Annotated in this window: 9 protein-coding genes and 1 riboswitch; all 9 genes read left to right on the top strand. The window is 31.7% G+C overall.

Annotation, left to right across the window (positions count from 1 at the left end; all coding sequences use genetic code 11):
* The first annotated feature begins 60 nt into the window (after positions 1-60).
* The 9 genes from BUA21_RS04500 (at position 61) to BUA21_RS04455 (ending at position 17,940) form a co-directional block, all read left to right on the top strand.
* Entirely contained in the window at positions 61-2,409 is a 2,349-nt protein-coding gene (locus tag BUA21_RS04500) for a sulfatase-like hydrolase/transferase (protein ID WP_072743546.1), read from the top strand.
* A 129-nt stretch (positions 2,410-2,538) separates the two neighbouring features.
* Positions 2,539-2,725, top strand: a riboswitch (cobalamin riboswitch).
* Between the two features lie 113 nt (positions 2,726-2,838).
* Positions 2,839-2,994 carry a DUF2292 domain-containing protein gene (locus tag BUA21_RS04495; protein WP_072743544.1) on the top strand — a complete coding sequence of 52 codons (156 nt, stop codon included), beginning with the start codon at positions 2,839-2,841 and terminating at the stop codon, positions 2,992-2,994.
* 93 nt (positions 2,995-3,087) lie between these two features.
* Positions 3,088-4,104, top strand: a complete 1,017-nt coding sequence (locus tag BUA21_RS14890; protein ID WP_199228841.1) for a DUF4430 domain-containing protein — start codon at positions 3,088-3,090, stop codon at positions 4,102-4,104.
* 18 nt (positions 4,105-4,122) lie between these two features.
* Complete coding sequence (locus BUA21_RS04480; RefSeq protein WP_072743542.1) at positions 4,123-4,818, top strand: ABC transporter ATP-binding protein; 696 nt, start codon at positions 4,123-4,125, stop codon at positions 4,816-4,818.
* Positions 4,815-6,638 (top strand): COG1361 S-layer family protein, encoded by a 1,824-nt coding sequence (locus BUA21_RS04475; protein WP_072743540.1) that lies wholly within the window; start codon positions 4,815-4,817, stop codon positions 6,636-6,638. The genes BUA21_RS04480 and BUA21_RS04475 overlap by 4 nt, the downstream gene beginning before the upstream one ends.
* Complete coding sequence (locus tag BUA21_RS04470) at positions 6,635-7,954, top strand: ABC transporter permease (protein WP_072743538.1); 1,320 nt, start codon at positions 6,635-6,637, stop codon at positions 7,952-7,954. The genes BUA21_RS04475 and BUA21_RS04470 overlap by 4 nt, the downstream gene beginning before the upstream one ends.
* A gap of 190 nt (positions 7,955-8,144) precedes the next feature.
* Positions 8,145-9,095, top strand: coding sequence for a DUF4430 domain-containing protein (locus BUA21_RS04465; RefSeq protein ID WP_072743536.1), 951 nt, complete (start codon positions 8,145-8,147; stop codon positions 9,093-9,095).
* A 180-nt stretch (positions 9,096-9,275) separates the two neighbouring features.
* Positions 9,276-13,598, top strand: coding sequence for a DUF6242 domain-containing protein (locus tag BUA21_RS04460; RefSeq protein ID WP_072743535.1), 4,323 nt, complete (start codon positions 9,276-9,278; stop codon positions 13,596-13,598).
* Between the two features lie 22 nt (positions 13,599-13,620).
* Positions 13,621-17,940 (top strand): InlB B-repeat-containing protein, encoded by a 4,320-nt coding sequence (locus tag BUA21_RS04455; RefSeq protein WP_072743533.1) that lies wholly within the window; start codon positions 13,621-13,623, stop codon positions 17,938-17,940.
* Positions 17,941-17,978 lie beyond the last annotated feature (38 nt).

The raw sequence follows: 17,978 nt of genomic DNA, 5'->3' as shown, positions 1-17,978 counted from the left end.
TTGTTGTAAAGTAATAATATATAATATAGTAGAAAAAATCTAATACTTGGGGGCAGTAAAATGGTTTTATCTTTTTTGTTATTATTAAAGATGATGCTTTTTATGTTTTTAACTAAAATAGAGTACAACAAAGTTTTAGTATTTATTGTGAGTAGTTTATATATAATATTTTTCTTTTCACTTATATATTTTAGCCACAACAAAAAGAAACAGAGTATTGCTTTTTCTTTCTACAATATAATATCTGCAATCATGTTTGTAGATGTAGTATATTATCAATACTTTAACGGACTTCCTTCGGTAAATATGGTGAAACAATTGGGACAAGTAGCCCAAGTAAGCGAAAGTGTAAAAACTATCATAAACCCATTAAATCTCCTATTTATTTTGGATATTCCAGTACTTTGTTTTTATTCAAGCAAAAAGAAAAAGAAGATAAAAAGAGAAAACAAGATTTATAGCAAAAATATAAAGACAAGAATACCCTATGCAATTGTTTCAGCTCTTGCAATACTTGCCATAGTCATGAATACAAGTGGTTATAGTTCAATCATTAATGGACAAGAATTTTTCACATATCATGCTAAAGATCTAACAAGCCTTTTTAAAGGAAGTGGTGATGTAGCTGTAGGGGAAAGTGTATTTACAGAACATGATCTTCAATGCCTAAAAGAGCAATCCATATTGGAGGACAGAAAATACACAGGTATAGGGAAAGACAAAAACTTAATAGTCATACAAGTAGAAGCTCTTCAGAACTTTGCTATAAATAGATATTATGAGGGTCAAGAACTTACTCCAAATTTAAATAAATTCATAAAAGAGAATGGAAGCATATATTTTGACAGATACTATCAATTAGTGGGAATAGGAAGTACTTCAGATGCAGAATTTGTCACCAACAATTCTCTGTATCCTTCTATGGACGAGCCAAGCTATATTCAATATCAAGACAACACATTTTATGGACTCCCTTGGATACTCAGGGACAAGGGCTATACTGCTTGGTCATTTCATGGATACAAAAAAGAATTTTGGAATAGGGATAAATCTTATCCAAAACAAGGATTTGAAAGATATGTAAATGAGGAAGATTTTGAACTTGGAGACATTGTGGCCTTGGGACTAAATGATGAAGACTTTTTTCATCAGTCTATGGACTATATAAAAGAGATGGATGAACCTTTTTATGCGTTCATGATTACTCTTTCAAGTCACAATCCATTCAATATGCCTGAAGAATATCAGGAGATTCAACTAAAACAAGAACACAAAGACACATTGTTTGGAAATTATCTTCAAGCAGTGCATTATGCAGATAAAGCCATTGGTGAATTCTTTAATGAATTAAAAAAAGAAGGAATATATGGCAATTCAATTATAGCTCTATATGGAGACCATTTTGCCATATCAAGTTTAGAGGATGAAAATATAAAGATAATGTCAGAATATCTAGATATTGATTATGATTTTGATTCTATGATGAACATCCCTCTTATAGTTCATGTACCTGGAGAAGATATAAATGAAACTGTTTCCACAGTTGGAAGTCAATTGGATTTTCTCCCTACAATACTAAATATCATGGGAATTGAAAATGAAAAGGGAATTATGTTTGGACTAGATTTGCTGAATTCGGAAGATCAAATTGTAGCTCAACAAATTCACATGAGAAAAGGTTCCTTTATAGATGATGAAAAGATGTTTGTCATGTCTAGGGATGGAATATTTGACCACAGTAGAGCCATAGATTTAAAGACTAGAAAGTCCATACCACTGGAAGAGTGTAGAGAAGGATATGGAAGAGCCATATCTGAAATAGACAAATCTAAATATATTTTAAATAATGATCTTATTGGGAGTATAATCAATGGTTCAGATGAAATAATAGCCAAAGAACCTGAAGAAAAACTAGAAATTCAAAACAAAAACACTATAGGATTTGCAGCAGATACAAAGGCTAAATTGGATGAATACTATGAAGATGGTCTTAGACTTATGGAAGTAGATTTGGAATGGACAACTGATGAAAGATTGATAGTAAATTGTGACAATGGGATGACCGTTGAAGAATTGGAACAATGGATGGAAGACCACACCGATGCCTATATAATCACAGATATGGTTGGAGATAATTCCAAAGCCATGAAATATATAAAGTACAATTTAAAAGAAGTAAAGACTAGATTCATTCCACAAGTAAAAGATATGGAAGAATACTATCTAGTATATACCAAAGGTTTCAAAAACATCATATTTAAAATACCTGATGACAAATACACAGATAAAGAAATACTAGAATTTGTAAAACTATATGATCACTTTGGAATAGCCATATCAGAATACAGAGCAAACAGGGGCCTTCTAAGGAAACTTCAAAAACAAGGCCTCACCACATATATATACTGAGACAGCGGGGACGCTGAGACAGCGGGGACGGTTCTCACTGTCGCAAAATCACCATGATAGACAAAAACCTTTGGAAAAGTATGTGTTGCCTTAAATCAAGATATGGTATATAATGGTGTTAGTTAAAAAATTGAATAAAAATATTTAGGTTCTTTGTATTGGCAAAGATTAAAAGGGAATCAGGTGAAAATCCTGAACGGACCGGCCACTGTAAATGGAGAGTGATTTTTCAATATGCCACTGAGAGTATTCTTGGGAAGGTGAAAGAGAGCTATGAACCATAAGTCAGGAGAACTGCCTAAATAAATTATCTTCATTAACCTTCTTGGATTAGGGTATTGTGATGAATATTTATAATTTTGATATTATTTTAAAGTCTTAAATTCCTTAGAGGGTTTAAGACTTTAAATTTTTAAGGGGGTTGGTTTAATGATAGATGAAAAAAATTCAACGATGGAGCTAACTAATAGGGAAAGAAAGCTCATAGAGATAATAAGAAAAACAGAGTTTGGAGAAATCAATATTATAGTTCAAGACAGTGAACCTATAAGAATCCAAGAATTAAAGAAATCAATAAAACTATAAAATATGCTGACCAGAAAACTGGAGGCACTACTTATAAAAAAGGTAGTGTTTTTTTTGTTTTCATGAAAGGAAAAGAAGTAGGAGGTTAATGATATGAAAAACAAAAAGTTTTTCTTGTTACTACTTTTGATAGCAGCAATAATAGTAGGCGGGGTTCATGTATTTGACATAATAGGTAATTACTTTTTTAATGAAGAAGCATTTGCTAAATCTAATAAACTTGAAATTGAATATTGGATAGATCCAAATGCAAAAGAAATAGAAAAAGATGAAGATAACTATTCTTTGTTAGCTCAACTTAGATCTCAAAAAAACAAAATTCATACAGAAAAACAAGAAAATATAGAAGAAATAGCAGAAATAGAATCAGAATCTAAAAATAATAAAAAATCTGTGTGGGAAAAATTATTAGAATCAAAAAAAGAAAATAAAACATCTACAAGAGATGAAGTTAAAAAAATAGCTAAAAAAGGTAAAGAAGACAATATAGATAAGGAAATAATTGAAGAAGCTGAACCAGTTAATAGTTTTCAAGAAGAAATAAAAAAAGCAATAGAGAAACAGAAAGATAAGCTAAACAAAGATAAAGGCAGCAATGAAAAAGAAAAGCAGACTACAAAAGAAGAAGAAAGACAAAAGGCTATAAAAGAGGCAAAAAAAGAAAAAGAAAGAAAGAAAAAAGAAGAAAGAGAACGTGAAAAAAAGGAAAATATTGTAACAATGCAGATTCGTTGTGATACAGCAGTAGCAAAAGGGATGGCAGATGACCCTAAATGGCAGGGCATAGTACCGCCAAGTGGTGTTATATTACCTCCTACTAAATTCAAAATAAAGGAAGGCGATACAGTTCTTGATGTTTTGATAATGGCAAAAGAGCAATATAAATTTCATATGAGTTATAGAGGCAGTGAAGCATCTGCTTATATAGAAGGTATCAACAATCTCTATGAATTTGATGGAGGGCGTTGGAGTGGTTGGATGTACTGTGTAAATGGCTGGTATCCAAATTATGGTGCAGGAGTATACACACTCAAAGGTGGGGATGTAATTGAGTGGAATTATACATGTGACTTAGGAAAAGATTTAGGACAAGACTGGTTAGGGGATTAACAGTAAAGGTGGGATTCAATGGGAGGATATATAGAACTAAAGGATGTTCAAAAAGAATTTATATTGGGAGATAATGTGATTAAAGCTGTAAGCGGAATAGATTTATCTGTAGAAAAAGGAGAACGGTTACGAATATCAGGACGTTCTGGTTCTGGTAAATCCACACTTTTAAATTTGATGGCGGGTCTAGAGAAAACTACTTCAGGACAAATAATTATTGATGGAAATCGTATTGACCAAATGAACGAAAGGGATCGAATTAGATATAGAAGAAAAACTATAGGTTTTATATTTCAATCCTATAATTTATTGCCTCAATATACAGCGTTAGAAAATGTAGCGCTTCCTTTGGTATTAAGAGGCATAGCACCAAAAAAGAGAATAGAAATGGCAAAGGAAATCATGGAGCAGGTAGGAATATATTCTCATGCTAAGCATAAGCCGAATGAGATGTCAGGAGGACAACAACAAAGAGTAGGTATTGCAAGAGCACTGATTACAAGTCCTCCAATAGTATTTGCTGATGAACCAACAGGAAATTTAGATACAAAAACTAGTCAAGAAGTAATGGAATTGTTGACAAAACTTTTCATACAAAGAGGGACAACCTTTGTATTAGTATCCCATGATGAAGGAATACAAGATTATACTACAAGGACTATATATTTAGAAGATGGGAGAATAATTAATTTTAGTAAGGAGGAAAGCAATTGAATTTGAATAAAAAGAAATGGGCGAGGACATTAGCAGTTTTAGTTTTTATATTAATGATAACTTTAAACTTTATCTATGCTGATGATAATGAAACTAGCAATAAAAAATCAAATATACCAGGTCAGGATAAAATTGAAACTAGTGATAAAAAAGCAATTATAATAGCAGATACAGGTGCAAAGGCAGTAAGTGGTAAACCGGGAGATAAAGTACGAATTGAATTGCCATTAGCAGTTAATAGGGAATATATACCAAGCTTGAATTATGTAATAAGAAATATAACCATAGAGCCAATGATTCCTACAGAAAGATCGGAAATAGAAGATTGGCCTTTTAAAATTAAAAATGCTAGTTATATAAAAAAAATGAAAGACATGACATATAATAGCCGAGCAGATGTGTTTTATGATTTTGAAATTTCAGAAACAGCACAAAAAGGAACATATCCAATAACATTTTTAGTAAATGCTACAATTTGGAGAAAAGATGATATAAATAAAACTCAGATAAAAGAGGATGTAGAATTTGAGCTGATGGTATATGTAAATGTAACGGATGATGGAAGCGAATCCAAAATTATAAATGAATTAGGAGCATTAAGCATAGCAACAGTTGATAAAGACGGTTCTATAATTCCAGCTCCATCAGGAAACGCAGGAGAAAGAATAAAACTCAAATTACCAATAATAAACACCGGAGGGACATTAACGGATATAAATATTAGCCCTGTTATATCAAATTCACTAGATGAGTGGCCTTTTATAGTAGAAGTAATTAATTACGGTAAAAAGATACCTAAAATGAATCCAGGAGATGTTACTACTTTAGAATATGAATTTAGGATATCTCCAGAAATCACCTCTGGAGCTAAGCCAATAAATTTTAGAGCTACATATAAAGAAAATGGAATGATGGGAGAGAGCCTTTTTTCAGCATATATAAATGTAGCTAAAGGGAAAGCAGAAGAAAAAGAGCCAGAAGAATTGCCAGACTCTATACCTAAATTAATGATAGTAAGCTACACAACAAATCCAGAGACAATTTATTCAGGGGAATCATTTGATTTAACATTAGAATTTAAAAATACATCTAAGAATAAAAGCATAAAAAATGCGGGTATTGTTTTAACTCTAGCTGAAGAAGAACTGATGCCTGACATAGGAGAAAGTGATAGTGCCTATATTGACTATTTAGGGCCAGAAAAGACAGCAACTCGTACATTTAAATTAAAAGCATTACCAACTGCTATAAATCCAACATCTACAATAGTAGTTGATATGAATTATGAAACTCCAAAAATAACCCAAGGGACTCAAACACAAGGCATAGTTTTAGAGATAAAGCAAGAAGTCAATATATTCGTTGAAGAGCCAACAATTTATGGAAGTGATAGTGGAATCAATGAACCTATAGCTGTTACTATTCCCATTGTAAATAAAGGGAAAAGCAAAGTGCTAAATCTACAGGTAGATGTTGAAGGAGAAGGAATATCCATGGTGGAAAAATTTTATGGTGGTGATTTGCTTCCTGCTGCCAAAAACAGTGCAGATTTTCAAATAATATGTGATAAAGCAGGTGAAATAGAAGGAAATTTCATCATTTCATATGAAGATATAGATGGGATAGAAGGTATTCAGAAAGTACCTTTCAAACTGGAAATACAAGACAAAGATTATTCAGGAAGTGAAGTTGTACAAGATGAAATAAAACCAAAGAAGAAGAAAAGTAAGGCATTGGCAGTAACTGGAGGGGTAGGTCTGTTGGCAGCAATTGGTGGAGGAGTTTACTATGTTTTGAGGAAAAGTAGGGGTAAAATATGAGAACTTCAGATTTTTTTCGCATGGGATTTATAAATCTTTGGAGAAGAAAAGTAAGAACAATTTTAACTGCTTTGGCTATGACTGTAGGTGTAGCTTGTATAGTAGTGTTGATCTCTATTGGTATTGGTTATGATCAAACCTATAAAGAATCCATAGAAGAAATGGGCAGTTTAACAAAGATAGATGTAATGCCACCAAGAGAATCAAAAGGTAGGGTAGCTTTATTAAATGAAAAGGCAGTTCAATCCTTCAATCAATTGGAAGGTGTTAAGGCAGCTACCCCTGTATTGCAAGTAGTACCTTATTTAAAGAACGGTAAATATGTAGCACCAATCAAGCTATATGGAATAGATATGGAGACTGCTCCTAGTTTTCAGCTTGTACCTTTAGAAGGAGAACTCCCATTAAAAGGTACAAGGCTGAGACCTCAAATAATGCTAACTGATGATGTACAAGACTCATTTGCAGATCCTGAAACTTGGGAAGAGGTAGAGAATGAAAAAATAAAAGAATTTCTAGATCCTATGAAATCAAATATTAGAATGGCATTTGATTATGAGACATTAATGGGGCAATATGAAGAAGGAGAAGATGGAAGAGCAATCCAGACAGGGAACAATTACAAAACTGAAATAACAGGAATATGCAGTAATCAAAACAACAATTATACCACATCAGGATTTATAGAATATAAAATACTAGAAGAAATAATGAAGGATAATCAAGAATATTTGCCTGCCCCTCCAGAAGACTCTGATACTGAAGATGAAGAATTGGCAAAACTTCAAAAATATCAAATGGTATGGGTAAAAGCCAAAGACACAAATTCAGCCCAAGACGTAATAAATATAATAAGGGCTGCTGGATTTGAAACCTATTCATTAAACGATATGTTGGAATCAGTAAAAAAGCAATCTAAACAAATTCAAGGAATGCTTGCAGCAATAGGTGGAGTATCTCTTTTGGTAGCAGGAATAGGTACAGCTAACACCATGATGATGTCAATAAATGAAAGAACAAAGGAAATCGGTATCCTAAAAGTATTGGGAAGCGAATTAACTGATATATTACAAATGTTTTTAGTTGAATCTGCAATTATAGGGGTTATAGGAGGAATAACTGGTTTATTAATGAGTTTTGGATTACAAAAGTTATTACCTGTTTTATTAAGTGAAATGGAAGTAAGGTCTATTATCCCGCCATGGTTAGCAATAGGAGCAGTAGTATTTGCAGGATTAGTAGCAATACTTAGTGCATTAGTTCCAGCTATAAAAGCAATGAGAATCAGTCCACAGGTTGCCATTAGGGCGGAGTAAGGCGAGAGGCATTACCAAGGGGGGTGATTCCAATGGTAAATTGATATAGTCATTTGATTAAATATGACTATAAATAAGATTTAATCATTGTAACCAATACCTATTGTTAGGAGAAATTATCCTAACGGCAAGAGAAAAGTAAATAGAATAGGCTATTTACAAAAAACAAATTTTAAAAGGGGGCAAAAAGATGTTTAAGAGATTTGGAAAAAGCAGTAAGATTTTAAGTTTGATGTTAGCTTTAATTATGGTATTTGGTTTGACAAGTACTGTATTTGCGACAAACCAAGGGGATGGAATTCTAGATATTTGGGCTACTAATGGAAATATTCATGCAGAAATGAATGCAGTAGAAGTAGGTGGAGTCACTAGATATACTGGGTATATAGAATTTCCAGAAAATTCAGCTCAGGATTTAAGTCAAGTTGAAATAAAGGCTGCATTTCTTAAGAAATATAACTTAGAAGTAAACGGTGTAAATTACCAAGATAATATGCCTGTAGACTTTTCTAAGGGATATGTAGACTTTAAATTAAAGAATAAAAATGGTACAGAGTTTAGAAACTATAAGATCAATGCAGGTATAAAAGGTCAAGATATAAATTTAACAGTTGAATTCAATTTTGAAAATGCAGTAGATTGGTATAGAGGAAATTATAGTACACCAGGAAGTTATAATCCACCTGTACGAGATAATTCAACAGAACCAGCAGCTATAGTTATTAAACGGGTATTGGAAGAATTATATCCAGGTTTGCATTTAGATAACGAACAAGAATTAGTAGAACCAATTGAAATTAGAGATCTTAAAGTTAAAGTTGGTACTACAGCTATGGATGCAACAAAATATGCAGCTGCAGATGTAATTAAATTAGTTGGGGCAGATTCAGGATATATAAGTGAAATAGGTAAATATGGTGGACGATATACTCTTCCAGATAGAATTTTCCAAAGAACAATTGGAGCACCAGATTTTCCAGAAGATGATTATATGAAGGATAGAACTGGTTGGATATTCAAAGTAAATAATGAAGTAGCTAATATGGGTGCATCACAATATAAATTATCTGAAACAGATAGCAATGTGTCTTGGGGATATACATTTGACTGGGGCGTAGATCTTGGTGGACCTGAATGGTAGATATTTTAGAAAGGATATGGAGCGGTATTTTCGCTCCATACCTTCTTAATATAATTTGCATAGTTTTTTAAGTTGAAAACTAAGAATAAAAAATACATATTATTTACTAATTTATATAATACATAATATTAAGATATTTTAAATTATAATAAATTATCAAGTGGAGTAAAGGAGGTAAATATGAAAAAAATAGATTTTCAAAAAAACATTATATTTACTCTGATTTTAGCAATATTATTAAACTTTAGTTCTAGTTTAATAAATATATCTCATGCCGAACCAACCATAGAAGTTCGTGAGTGGTGGGCATATAAATTTGAGGAGATTAAATCCTATGAATATTTTAGTGGTGGTGATTATACAAACTTAATAGGAGATGTTCGAAAATTTCACTCTATATTAATTCCTTTAAGGATACCGGTAAAAGGCAACAACAAAGCTAAAATAGATATGGTCAAAAGTAGCTCTTATCCAGCGGCGGGAATTACAAAAAAAGAAGCAGGAGAACTATATTTAGATGGGGAAAAGCATGATTATTCACTTCCTATAAAACACGAGTATAGAATTAGCTATGATAATCGTAAAAAAATGGATACTTTCCCTGTATGGATGATAGCAGAGGGTAGTAATGAAACTATACCAAAAGAAAGAACAAAAGAATTATTAAGTTTATATAGGGAAAAGAAAAATACCTTACAATCTTTATATAACACCATAAAAAGACAGGGAACTCCTAATAAAGCAGGAGACTATCATTCTACTCATTTGTTTTTTCTTAAAAGTGCTATGGAAGAATGGGATTGGGTGCTGGTTGGAGGACAAAAGGATGAGTTTAGAGGTAATTTAAATGAAAATCAAGTAGAAACCCTAATTTCTATAATGGACGAAATTCCTAAATATATAGAAAGTCATAGAATAAATAAAGCAGAAATACTAGAGTTTAAAGTAGATGGATATAAGGGAATTATAAACAAAGATAATAAAACCATAGAGCTATATATACCAGAAGGAATAGTTTTAAATAAGGAAAATGTAGAAATAGAAACTCCAGATTGGGTCATAGCTGATTATAAATCTGGAGAGCTTAAAATAGGAGAAGAAGCCAAATATACAGTCCAACCAATAGATATTGCATATCATAATTATAAAGATATGCCTAAATACGATAATTTAATAGAAGAGTGGATAGTAAAAGTATTCAAAGAAGACACTGCCAATAGATTAGATGTGAATTCTCTAAAATATATAAGTCAATATGGAGAAAAAATTGATGCCATTGTATCTGAAAACAAAATAGAGCTAAATATACCCTTCTATGTTGATTTAGATGAGATAGAATTAGATTTTTATCATACAGGGAATGAAGCCTTTGTAATAACTAAAGACAATCAGAAAATTAAAATTGAAGGAAATAAAATTAAAAATTGTAGTAATATAGATAAGATTAAGATAAAGGATGGCGGGGTTGAAAAAATATATGACTTTAAAGTAGATAGTAAAAAATCTGCCAATAATGAAATTCTAGATTTTAGAGTGGAAATAGATGGTGTTAGTTATAGTGCAAATATAGATAATGAAAAAAATGAAATAGAAATAGCTGTACCTTTTGATACAGATATAAGCAAATTAAAAACAGATATTAAAATAGACTATAGAGCTACCATCAAACCGGGCTTATATGAAGAAAAAGATTTTAGCAATCCAGTAATATATACTGTAACTTCAGAATCTGGAGATACAAGAAAATATACAGCTTTTATAAAAAGAGGTGAAGCCTCTTCAGAAAATGAGATCCTATCCTTTAGGGTAGGTACCATAGAGGGAAAAATAGAAGGGGATAGCATTACAGTAGAAGTTCCATTTTCAGTAGATTTAAAAAACGTAAAGCCCTTTATAGAAATTTCACCAAAGGCAAAGATACAGCCTGCTAGTTCAGAAGGAGTGGACTTTTCAAAAGGACCAATTGACTATGTAGTAACTGCTCAAAATGGAGATAAAAGAACATATAAAGTAAATATAAAACACAGTCAGGAAGAAATAGTAGGTCCAGATGAAGAGTATATGGCTATGCTTAAAAAGCTGAGGGATAATATATACGACAAGTATAAAGAAGAATCAACATCAGAAGACTGGGAATGGATGAATATAGGATTTTATGAAGGGAAAAACAATGGAAATCCTAATGGAATAAGAAAAACAGCAGAGAATTTACCAGAAAAATTTGATATGTATAATGAAATTGGGGAGTTGTCTGCTGGGAAAACAACAGATTTCGCTAGATTTACTATGACTTTAACGGCTATGGGAATAGATGCTTCTAATTTAGAGCCATTTCAAATCGATGGTAAACCCTTTAGAACAGACTATGGAAGGCCAGGAGGAAAAGAAATAGTGGATATGACAGAGCCACTATATAATGCCTCTGGTGGAGGAATTAATGGACCTATATTTGCTTTAATAGCATTAGATATGGGAGAATACTCCATTCCGGGAACTGCTAATCTTTCCAGAGATGATCTGGTAAAGATTTTGTTAAGTCATGAATATGGCTCTGATGAATTTGGAATAGATATGGTAGCTATGCTTATGCAGGGCTTGTATCCTTACCAAAATCATCCTGTCTATGGAGAGGAAGTAAAGAAAAAACTAGATCATGGTATAGAACTATTTTTAGGAAGCAAATCAGCTACAAAAGTAGAACCTCTTGATAAAGATTTTTTAGGTATATCTTGGGGAGCTGTAAATAGTGAATCCACAGCCCAAGTCATAATAGCATTATGTTCCATGGGAATAGATCCTTATTCTGATTATAGATTTTCTAGAGGACCTAAAGACAATATGATAGTCAATTGGATAGATAGATTTGCAACTAAGGATTTAGATGGCTTTGGTCATACCAACAAGAATTACAATTTTATTGGGACTTATGAGGGAATGTATGCGTTACAATGGTATATCAACTTTGTAGAAAATGGCGGCAAACCCTATTCACTATATAAAGATGGGGTTACCTTTAGATTTACCAAAGAATTTAGCAAAGATGCAAAAATTAATAGTTTTGAACTACTAGGCAAAGAAGGTATTATAGACCATGAAGCAGGAATTATCACAATAGAACTTCCAAAAGAGACATTAGATGAAGAATTAAGAGATAAAGCACCTTTAATAGAAATACCTAAAGGGGCAACTATATCTCCGATAGTAGGAGAAAAACAGGATTTTACTAAAGATGTAGAGTATACAGTAATAGCGGAAGATGGAATAACTACAAAAAAATACAAAATCAAAATAGAAAGGAAAGAGGGAATAAAGAGCAGTAAAAAAGATGTATTAGGCGGCAAAATAATAGGATTTTCAGATGCTAAGTTTGAAATAGACAATCAAAAAGGAATTGTAAATATAGAACTTCCAATTGGTACTGATGAAGAAAAATTAAAAAAACTTAAAGTATCCTTCTCTCACCAAGGGATAAGTATATCCCCAGATGAAACTGAACCGCAAGATTTCACAAAAGGAGCAGTTGTATATACAGTAACAGCAGAAGATGGAACTACAAGAAAATATAAAGTATCAGTTAATATAAAAAAAGAAGCACCATTTTGGTTTACTAAATTTGTATTAAGGGGAGTAGAGGGGAAAATAGATGTAAAGGAACAATGTATTGATTTAAAACTTCCCTTTGGAACTTATTTAGAGGAAGTTTCATTAAATAATGCGGAGTTTGAACCAAAGGATAGTACTACTTCCATAAGCCCTGGACTAAAAGAGTTGGCTGATTTTAGTAAAAGAAAAAAGGTACAAATCAATCCATATCCACTACCACCAGAAGGCCCCATAGAATATGATTTAAATATAGAATATGTATCTCCTTCAGGAAATAGTAAGATTGAGAAATTTTCTGTACCTGGTGTTGAAACCAATATAAAAGGAAATACTATAGAACTTAAACTTCCAAAAGACATAGCTGAAGGCGATATTAAAGATTTAGTTCCTGATATTAAGGTGGACGCAAAAACTATAGATCCAGATCCTAAAAAGAGTAATAATTCTTTAAAGGACTATTACAAAGACTATGTACTAACTGATGAAGATGGAAATGTAAATCTATATACTATAAAAATAATTGATTCAGGTGGAGAAGATCCCACAAATGGAGAAGATAAAAATAAAAACAAAGAAGAAATGGAGATAGAATCCTTCAAAATAAAAGGTATAGAAGGAGAAGTGGATAACAATGCTGGAAGAATTTATATAGAACTTCCTTATGAATTGGATTTAAGCAATATATATCCAATAATTGAAATATCCAAAGGTAGCAGTATATATCCAAATTTAGGACAACCATTGGATTTAAGATATTCTAATAAGTTTATTTTATCAAATGGGAAAGAAACCAAAGTGTATACTCTGATTATTAGGGTTTTAGAACCAAAACCTGCTACAAAACTATGGAAATATTTAGAGGAATATAATGAAACAGAAGATTATCAAGTTGTATATTAGCTAAAGAAAAGGAGGAAGATATGTGAATAAAAAAATATTAAAACTGTTTTTAAGTTTTGTTATGGTGCTTATGATTATTTTAAGTGGAAGAAATACTGAAAATGTATTTGCTGATTCTATAGATCCTAATGATTATATAAAAAATATAAACATTATTGATAACAAAGGAGAAAAAGAATCGTGGTTTAAGGGATATAAGATAGAAGATGGGAAAATTATTTTAGAGGTAAGTAAAGATTATGTCGAGAGTTTTTGGAATTGGGAAGAGGCTAATAAAAATATAGATGAAAACAAGCTAATTATTGAAACTGAGAATATAGAAGATATAATGGTGAATAATCCAATATCTATACCAGAAAATGAAGACTGGGGATTTACTTCTATAAAAGGTGTAAAAGATTTTAAGGCAAAAGCAGAAGAATGGGGGAAAGGTATAAATTTTAGTGAAATAGGGGCATATGTAGAAGGTTGGGATGAGCAAACGGCATTTTTCTCCAAAGATACTCCCCCAGAATTCACTTTTACAACAACAAACGGTCAAAGTTTTACTCTTCCATGGGAAGTAGTTGAGTTCAAAGGAGATGATGAAGAAGATATAAAATTTGAAATTATAATTAGTGCAAATTCAAATAATAAAAATGTAGACAAAGAAATAGAAGTTGGCATTTTAGTAGATGACAAATTGTTAGGTGAACAGAGAGTAGAATTAGAACCAGGAAAACCATATAATATCCAAGCCAAAGATGGAACAAGGACTAAATTTAAAGAATGGAAATTAGAAACCAATTATATAGATGATTTAGAGAGTAATTTTGAAAAATATTTTAGTGGTAAAAAGACAGATGAAAATTTACAATTCACATTAACAGAAAAATTGATAGAAGAGCTTAAAGAATTACCAGAAAATAAGAGATATATTAATTTAGAAGCCAAATACGATGAATATACTTCAGTGGAAATAGAATTAAAAGAGGAATTAAAAACCACAGATTTATCAACAATGACAAAAAGATCTATTAATATGATGGAATACTCTATGGAAACAGAAGAATATAAAGATAGAATAAGGTTATTAAAAAATAATATAAATAATGATTATACTCATAAATTAGACGATACAATGGGTGAAGCCTATATTATATTAAAAGATAAAGATGGGAAGTTAAAAGAAAAGTTTTCATCGTCACTAAATGAAGATATTATTCTAGCATATAGTTCAATATTTGTAAAAGAAAGTGATACTGTAGAATTAATTGCTATACCTAAAGAAGATTATGAATTTGAGAAATGGCAGATAATAACACCAGCTATGGATATGGAAACTGAGTGGGGTATAGAACCACAATATCTCAATCCAGAGTCAGGAGTATTTTGTGAAATTAAAAGTCCTTATATAAAAACTGAATTACAAGCTATGCAAAACAAAGGAGAGGGACATATAAAAAGGTTTAGAGCAAGGGCAATTTTTAAATCTATAAATGAAGGAGAGCAAAAGGAAATAGATACAATTCAAGATATTCATAAAGAATATATAAAGGGATATACAGATGTATCTGATGTTTTCCCAAAAACAGTAGAAGTTAAATTCAAAGATAGTGATGAAAAAGTTGCAATAGCAGTGGATTGGGGAGCAGTAGATTTGGAGAGTATAGCTTCAGGAGAACATATTATCAAAGGGAGATTAAGAGATCCTAGATTTTTTGAAAAGGAAGCTAAACTATATTTAAATGTGAAGGAAATAAGAGGTTTTAAAGAATTGACACAAAAGGCATCCTTGATAAATAGTAACTTTTTTACAGGCTCTGGAAAATCACATACTTTACCAAAAACCGTTGAAGTAAAGATATTTGATGGAGAGAAGGAAAATGTTGTAGAATTAGATGCAAAATGGAAAGATAAAGAATTGTCAGAAGATCGTAGCTATGAGGTACAAAAAGGCGCGATATGTTTTTATAAACATGGAAAGTTTACAGCTAATGGTGGTATAAAAGGGTATGATGAAGAAATTCAGTATGAATTGGAGGTAATACCAGGAAATACAGTAAGGTTTTTAGTAGATGACAATTTTAAAAAATCTGGGAATGGTTATGTATATACTACATTAAATTCTATAGATATAAAAAAAGGAGAATTAATTCTAGAACCTGAAGAAACACCAAAGAGATCAGGATACATTTCTGCTGGTTGGTATAGTAATGCTTCTTACTCAGATCCGTTGGATCTTAATGCAGGGAAAAAATTTAAAACTCCACAAGAATTAGGCGAAAATGAGATGACAGGTTCAAGTTACCCGTTATACAATAAATGGAGAGAATTATTCATAGACACTATAGAAAATATTGAAATAGAAGTAGATTCTCAATTACCTGACAAAATTACAATTAATACAACAGACAAAGATATTGTAGAAGTAGATGTGAAGGAATGGAAACAGGAAACTGTAGACTTGTCACAAGCAGGAGAGTATATTGTCAAAGCTATCATAGAATGGAAATTAGAAGATAAAGAAGTTGATGTTAATATAAAAGTAAAAGACAAAACAGTAGAAAAACAAAAACATACCATAACCTTCAATACCAACGGTGGAAGCAATATACCACCTACAGAAGTAGAAGAAGGACAAAAACTTACAAAACCAACGGACCCAACAAGAGAAGGATATAAGTTTATAGGCTGGTATAGTGATGAAGGTTTAACAGAGAAATTTGATTTTAATACAGAGATAACAGAAAATATAACCCTATATGCAAAATGGGAAGAAGAACCCAATGAACCAATACAAGAAATCCTTGAAATAACTTCCGTAGAATTAATAAAAGAAGGAAAAGTAATATCCAAAGGAGTTATAAAAGGTAAAAATATAACTTTAGAACTTCCAGAGGGATATGATGAGTCCATTATTGAAGGCAATCATATATTGAAAATAACTGGTACAAAAGGAGCCAACCTCGCCCAAGACAGAGGATATGATGGTCCAATAGAAGAATGGGCTGCTGGAAATATATCCAATAGTATTATGGCTGGACAATCTAAAAAATTCACCATATACAAAGATGATAATTCTGTAGACTATACTATAGAAATATTGGAAGCAACAGAGCCAACCCCACCAGTGGAAGATGAATATACCATAACATTTAACTCCAATGGTGGAAGTAGTGTAAATCCACAAATTTTAAAAGCAAACGAAAAAGTATATAGACCAGCTGATCCTACTAAATCAGATTATAAATTTATTGGTTGGTATGAAGATTCAAGTCTTACAAGAGTATTTGACTTCAATACACCTATAACGAAAAATATAACTTTATTCGCCAAATGGGAAAAATCAGATAGTCCAACTCCAAAACCAAGTGAAAAGAAAGATGCAAGAATCAACAAATTCAGCTTGGCAGGTATACCGGGAGTTATTAATCATGATAGGGAAACCATAGATATATATTTGCCATTTAATATAGACTTAGATTATTTAGTTCCAGATATCAGCTATGATGGAGATGAGATTTACCCAAGTATTAGCAAACCACAGGATTTTAATAGGACTGTATACTACACAATTACAGGCAGAGATTATAATTCCAAAACCTATAAAGTCTATGTTGATATGCCACGAGGACGGGACAGATATGATAGACAGACTTATTATGAAGATTGGTACAAACCATTGTCGGGAAAAACAAAAGGTAAATCTAAGGATGACAAAGACTGGTATGAAATATCCCAAGAAATTAAAAAGAAGAGATTAGAAGAAGAAAAATCACCATCGCTAACCAGCAAAGAAGTTAAAGCTGCTGCATTAAATAAAGCAGGAAAAATTACAGCCCAAAGCGGAGGAATAAGAAGAGATGTATCTATTAAGCAATTTTCAGACCATATGGAAGTAAAACAGAATTCTAAAGACAAAGGTGATTTTATAAAAAATCAAATCAATATACCATCAGGGGTATTAACTGAACTCAATGAATTGGGATTTGACTATCTAAAATACAGCACCAATTTAGTGAGGGTAAAGATTTTTCCATTTATGGACAGTGCAGATGGAGTGATTATAAACATTAGACCAGCTCCAAGCGAACGAAATAATGACATTCAATATATTTGGGCAAAGACAAAAGGTGCAGGAAAGCTTTTTGAAATAGAAACTAATTCCACTAAAGCAGGTCTTTCTTTTGAAATGAAATTAGACAAAAAATTGCCATCAGAATATATAAGAGTTGTCAAATTTAATTATATGAAACAAAAATTTGAAGATTTAAGCCCAGAAAAATGGTCAGTAGTAAACGAACGTGTATATGTAGAACAAGTATCGGGAGGTATATACGGCATAATTTACAAAAAATAATTAGTAATGTTTTTCAGAAATCAAAAAGGCTTTGCATT

The sequence above is a fragment of the Sporanaerobacter acetigenes DSM 13106 genome (assembly GCF_900130025.1).
In the GTDB taxonomy this organism is placed as follows: Bacteria; Bacillota; Clostridia; order Tissierellales; family Sporanaerobacteraceae; genus Sporanaerobacter; species Sporanaerobacter acetigenes.
This window is presented reverse-complemented; position numbering and strand designations above follow the sequence as displayed.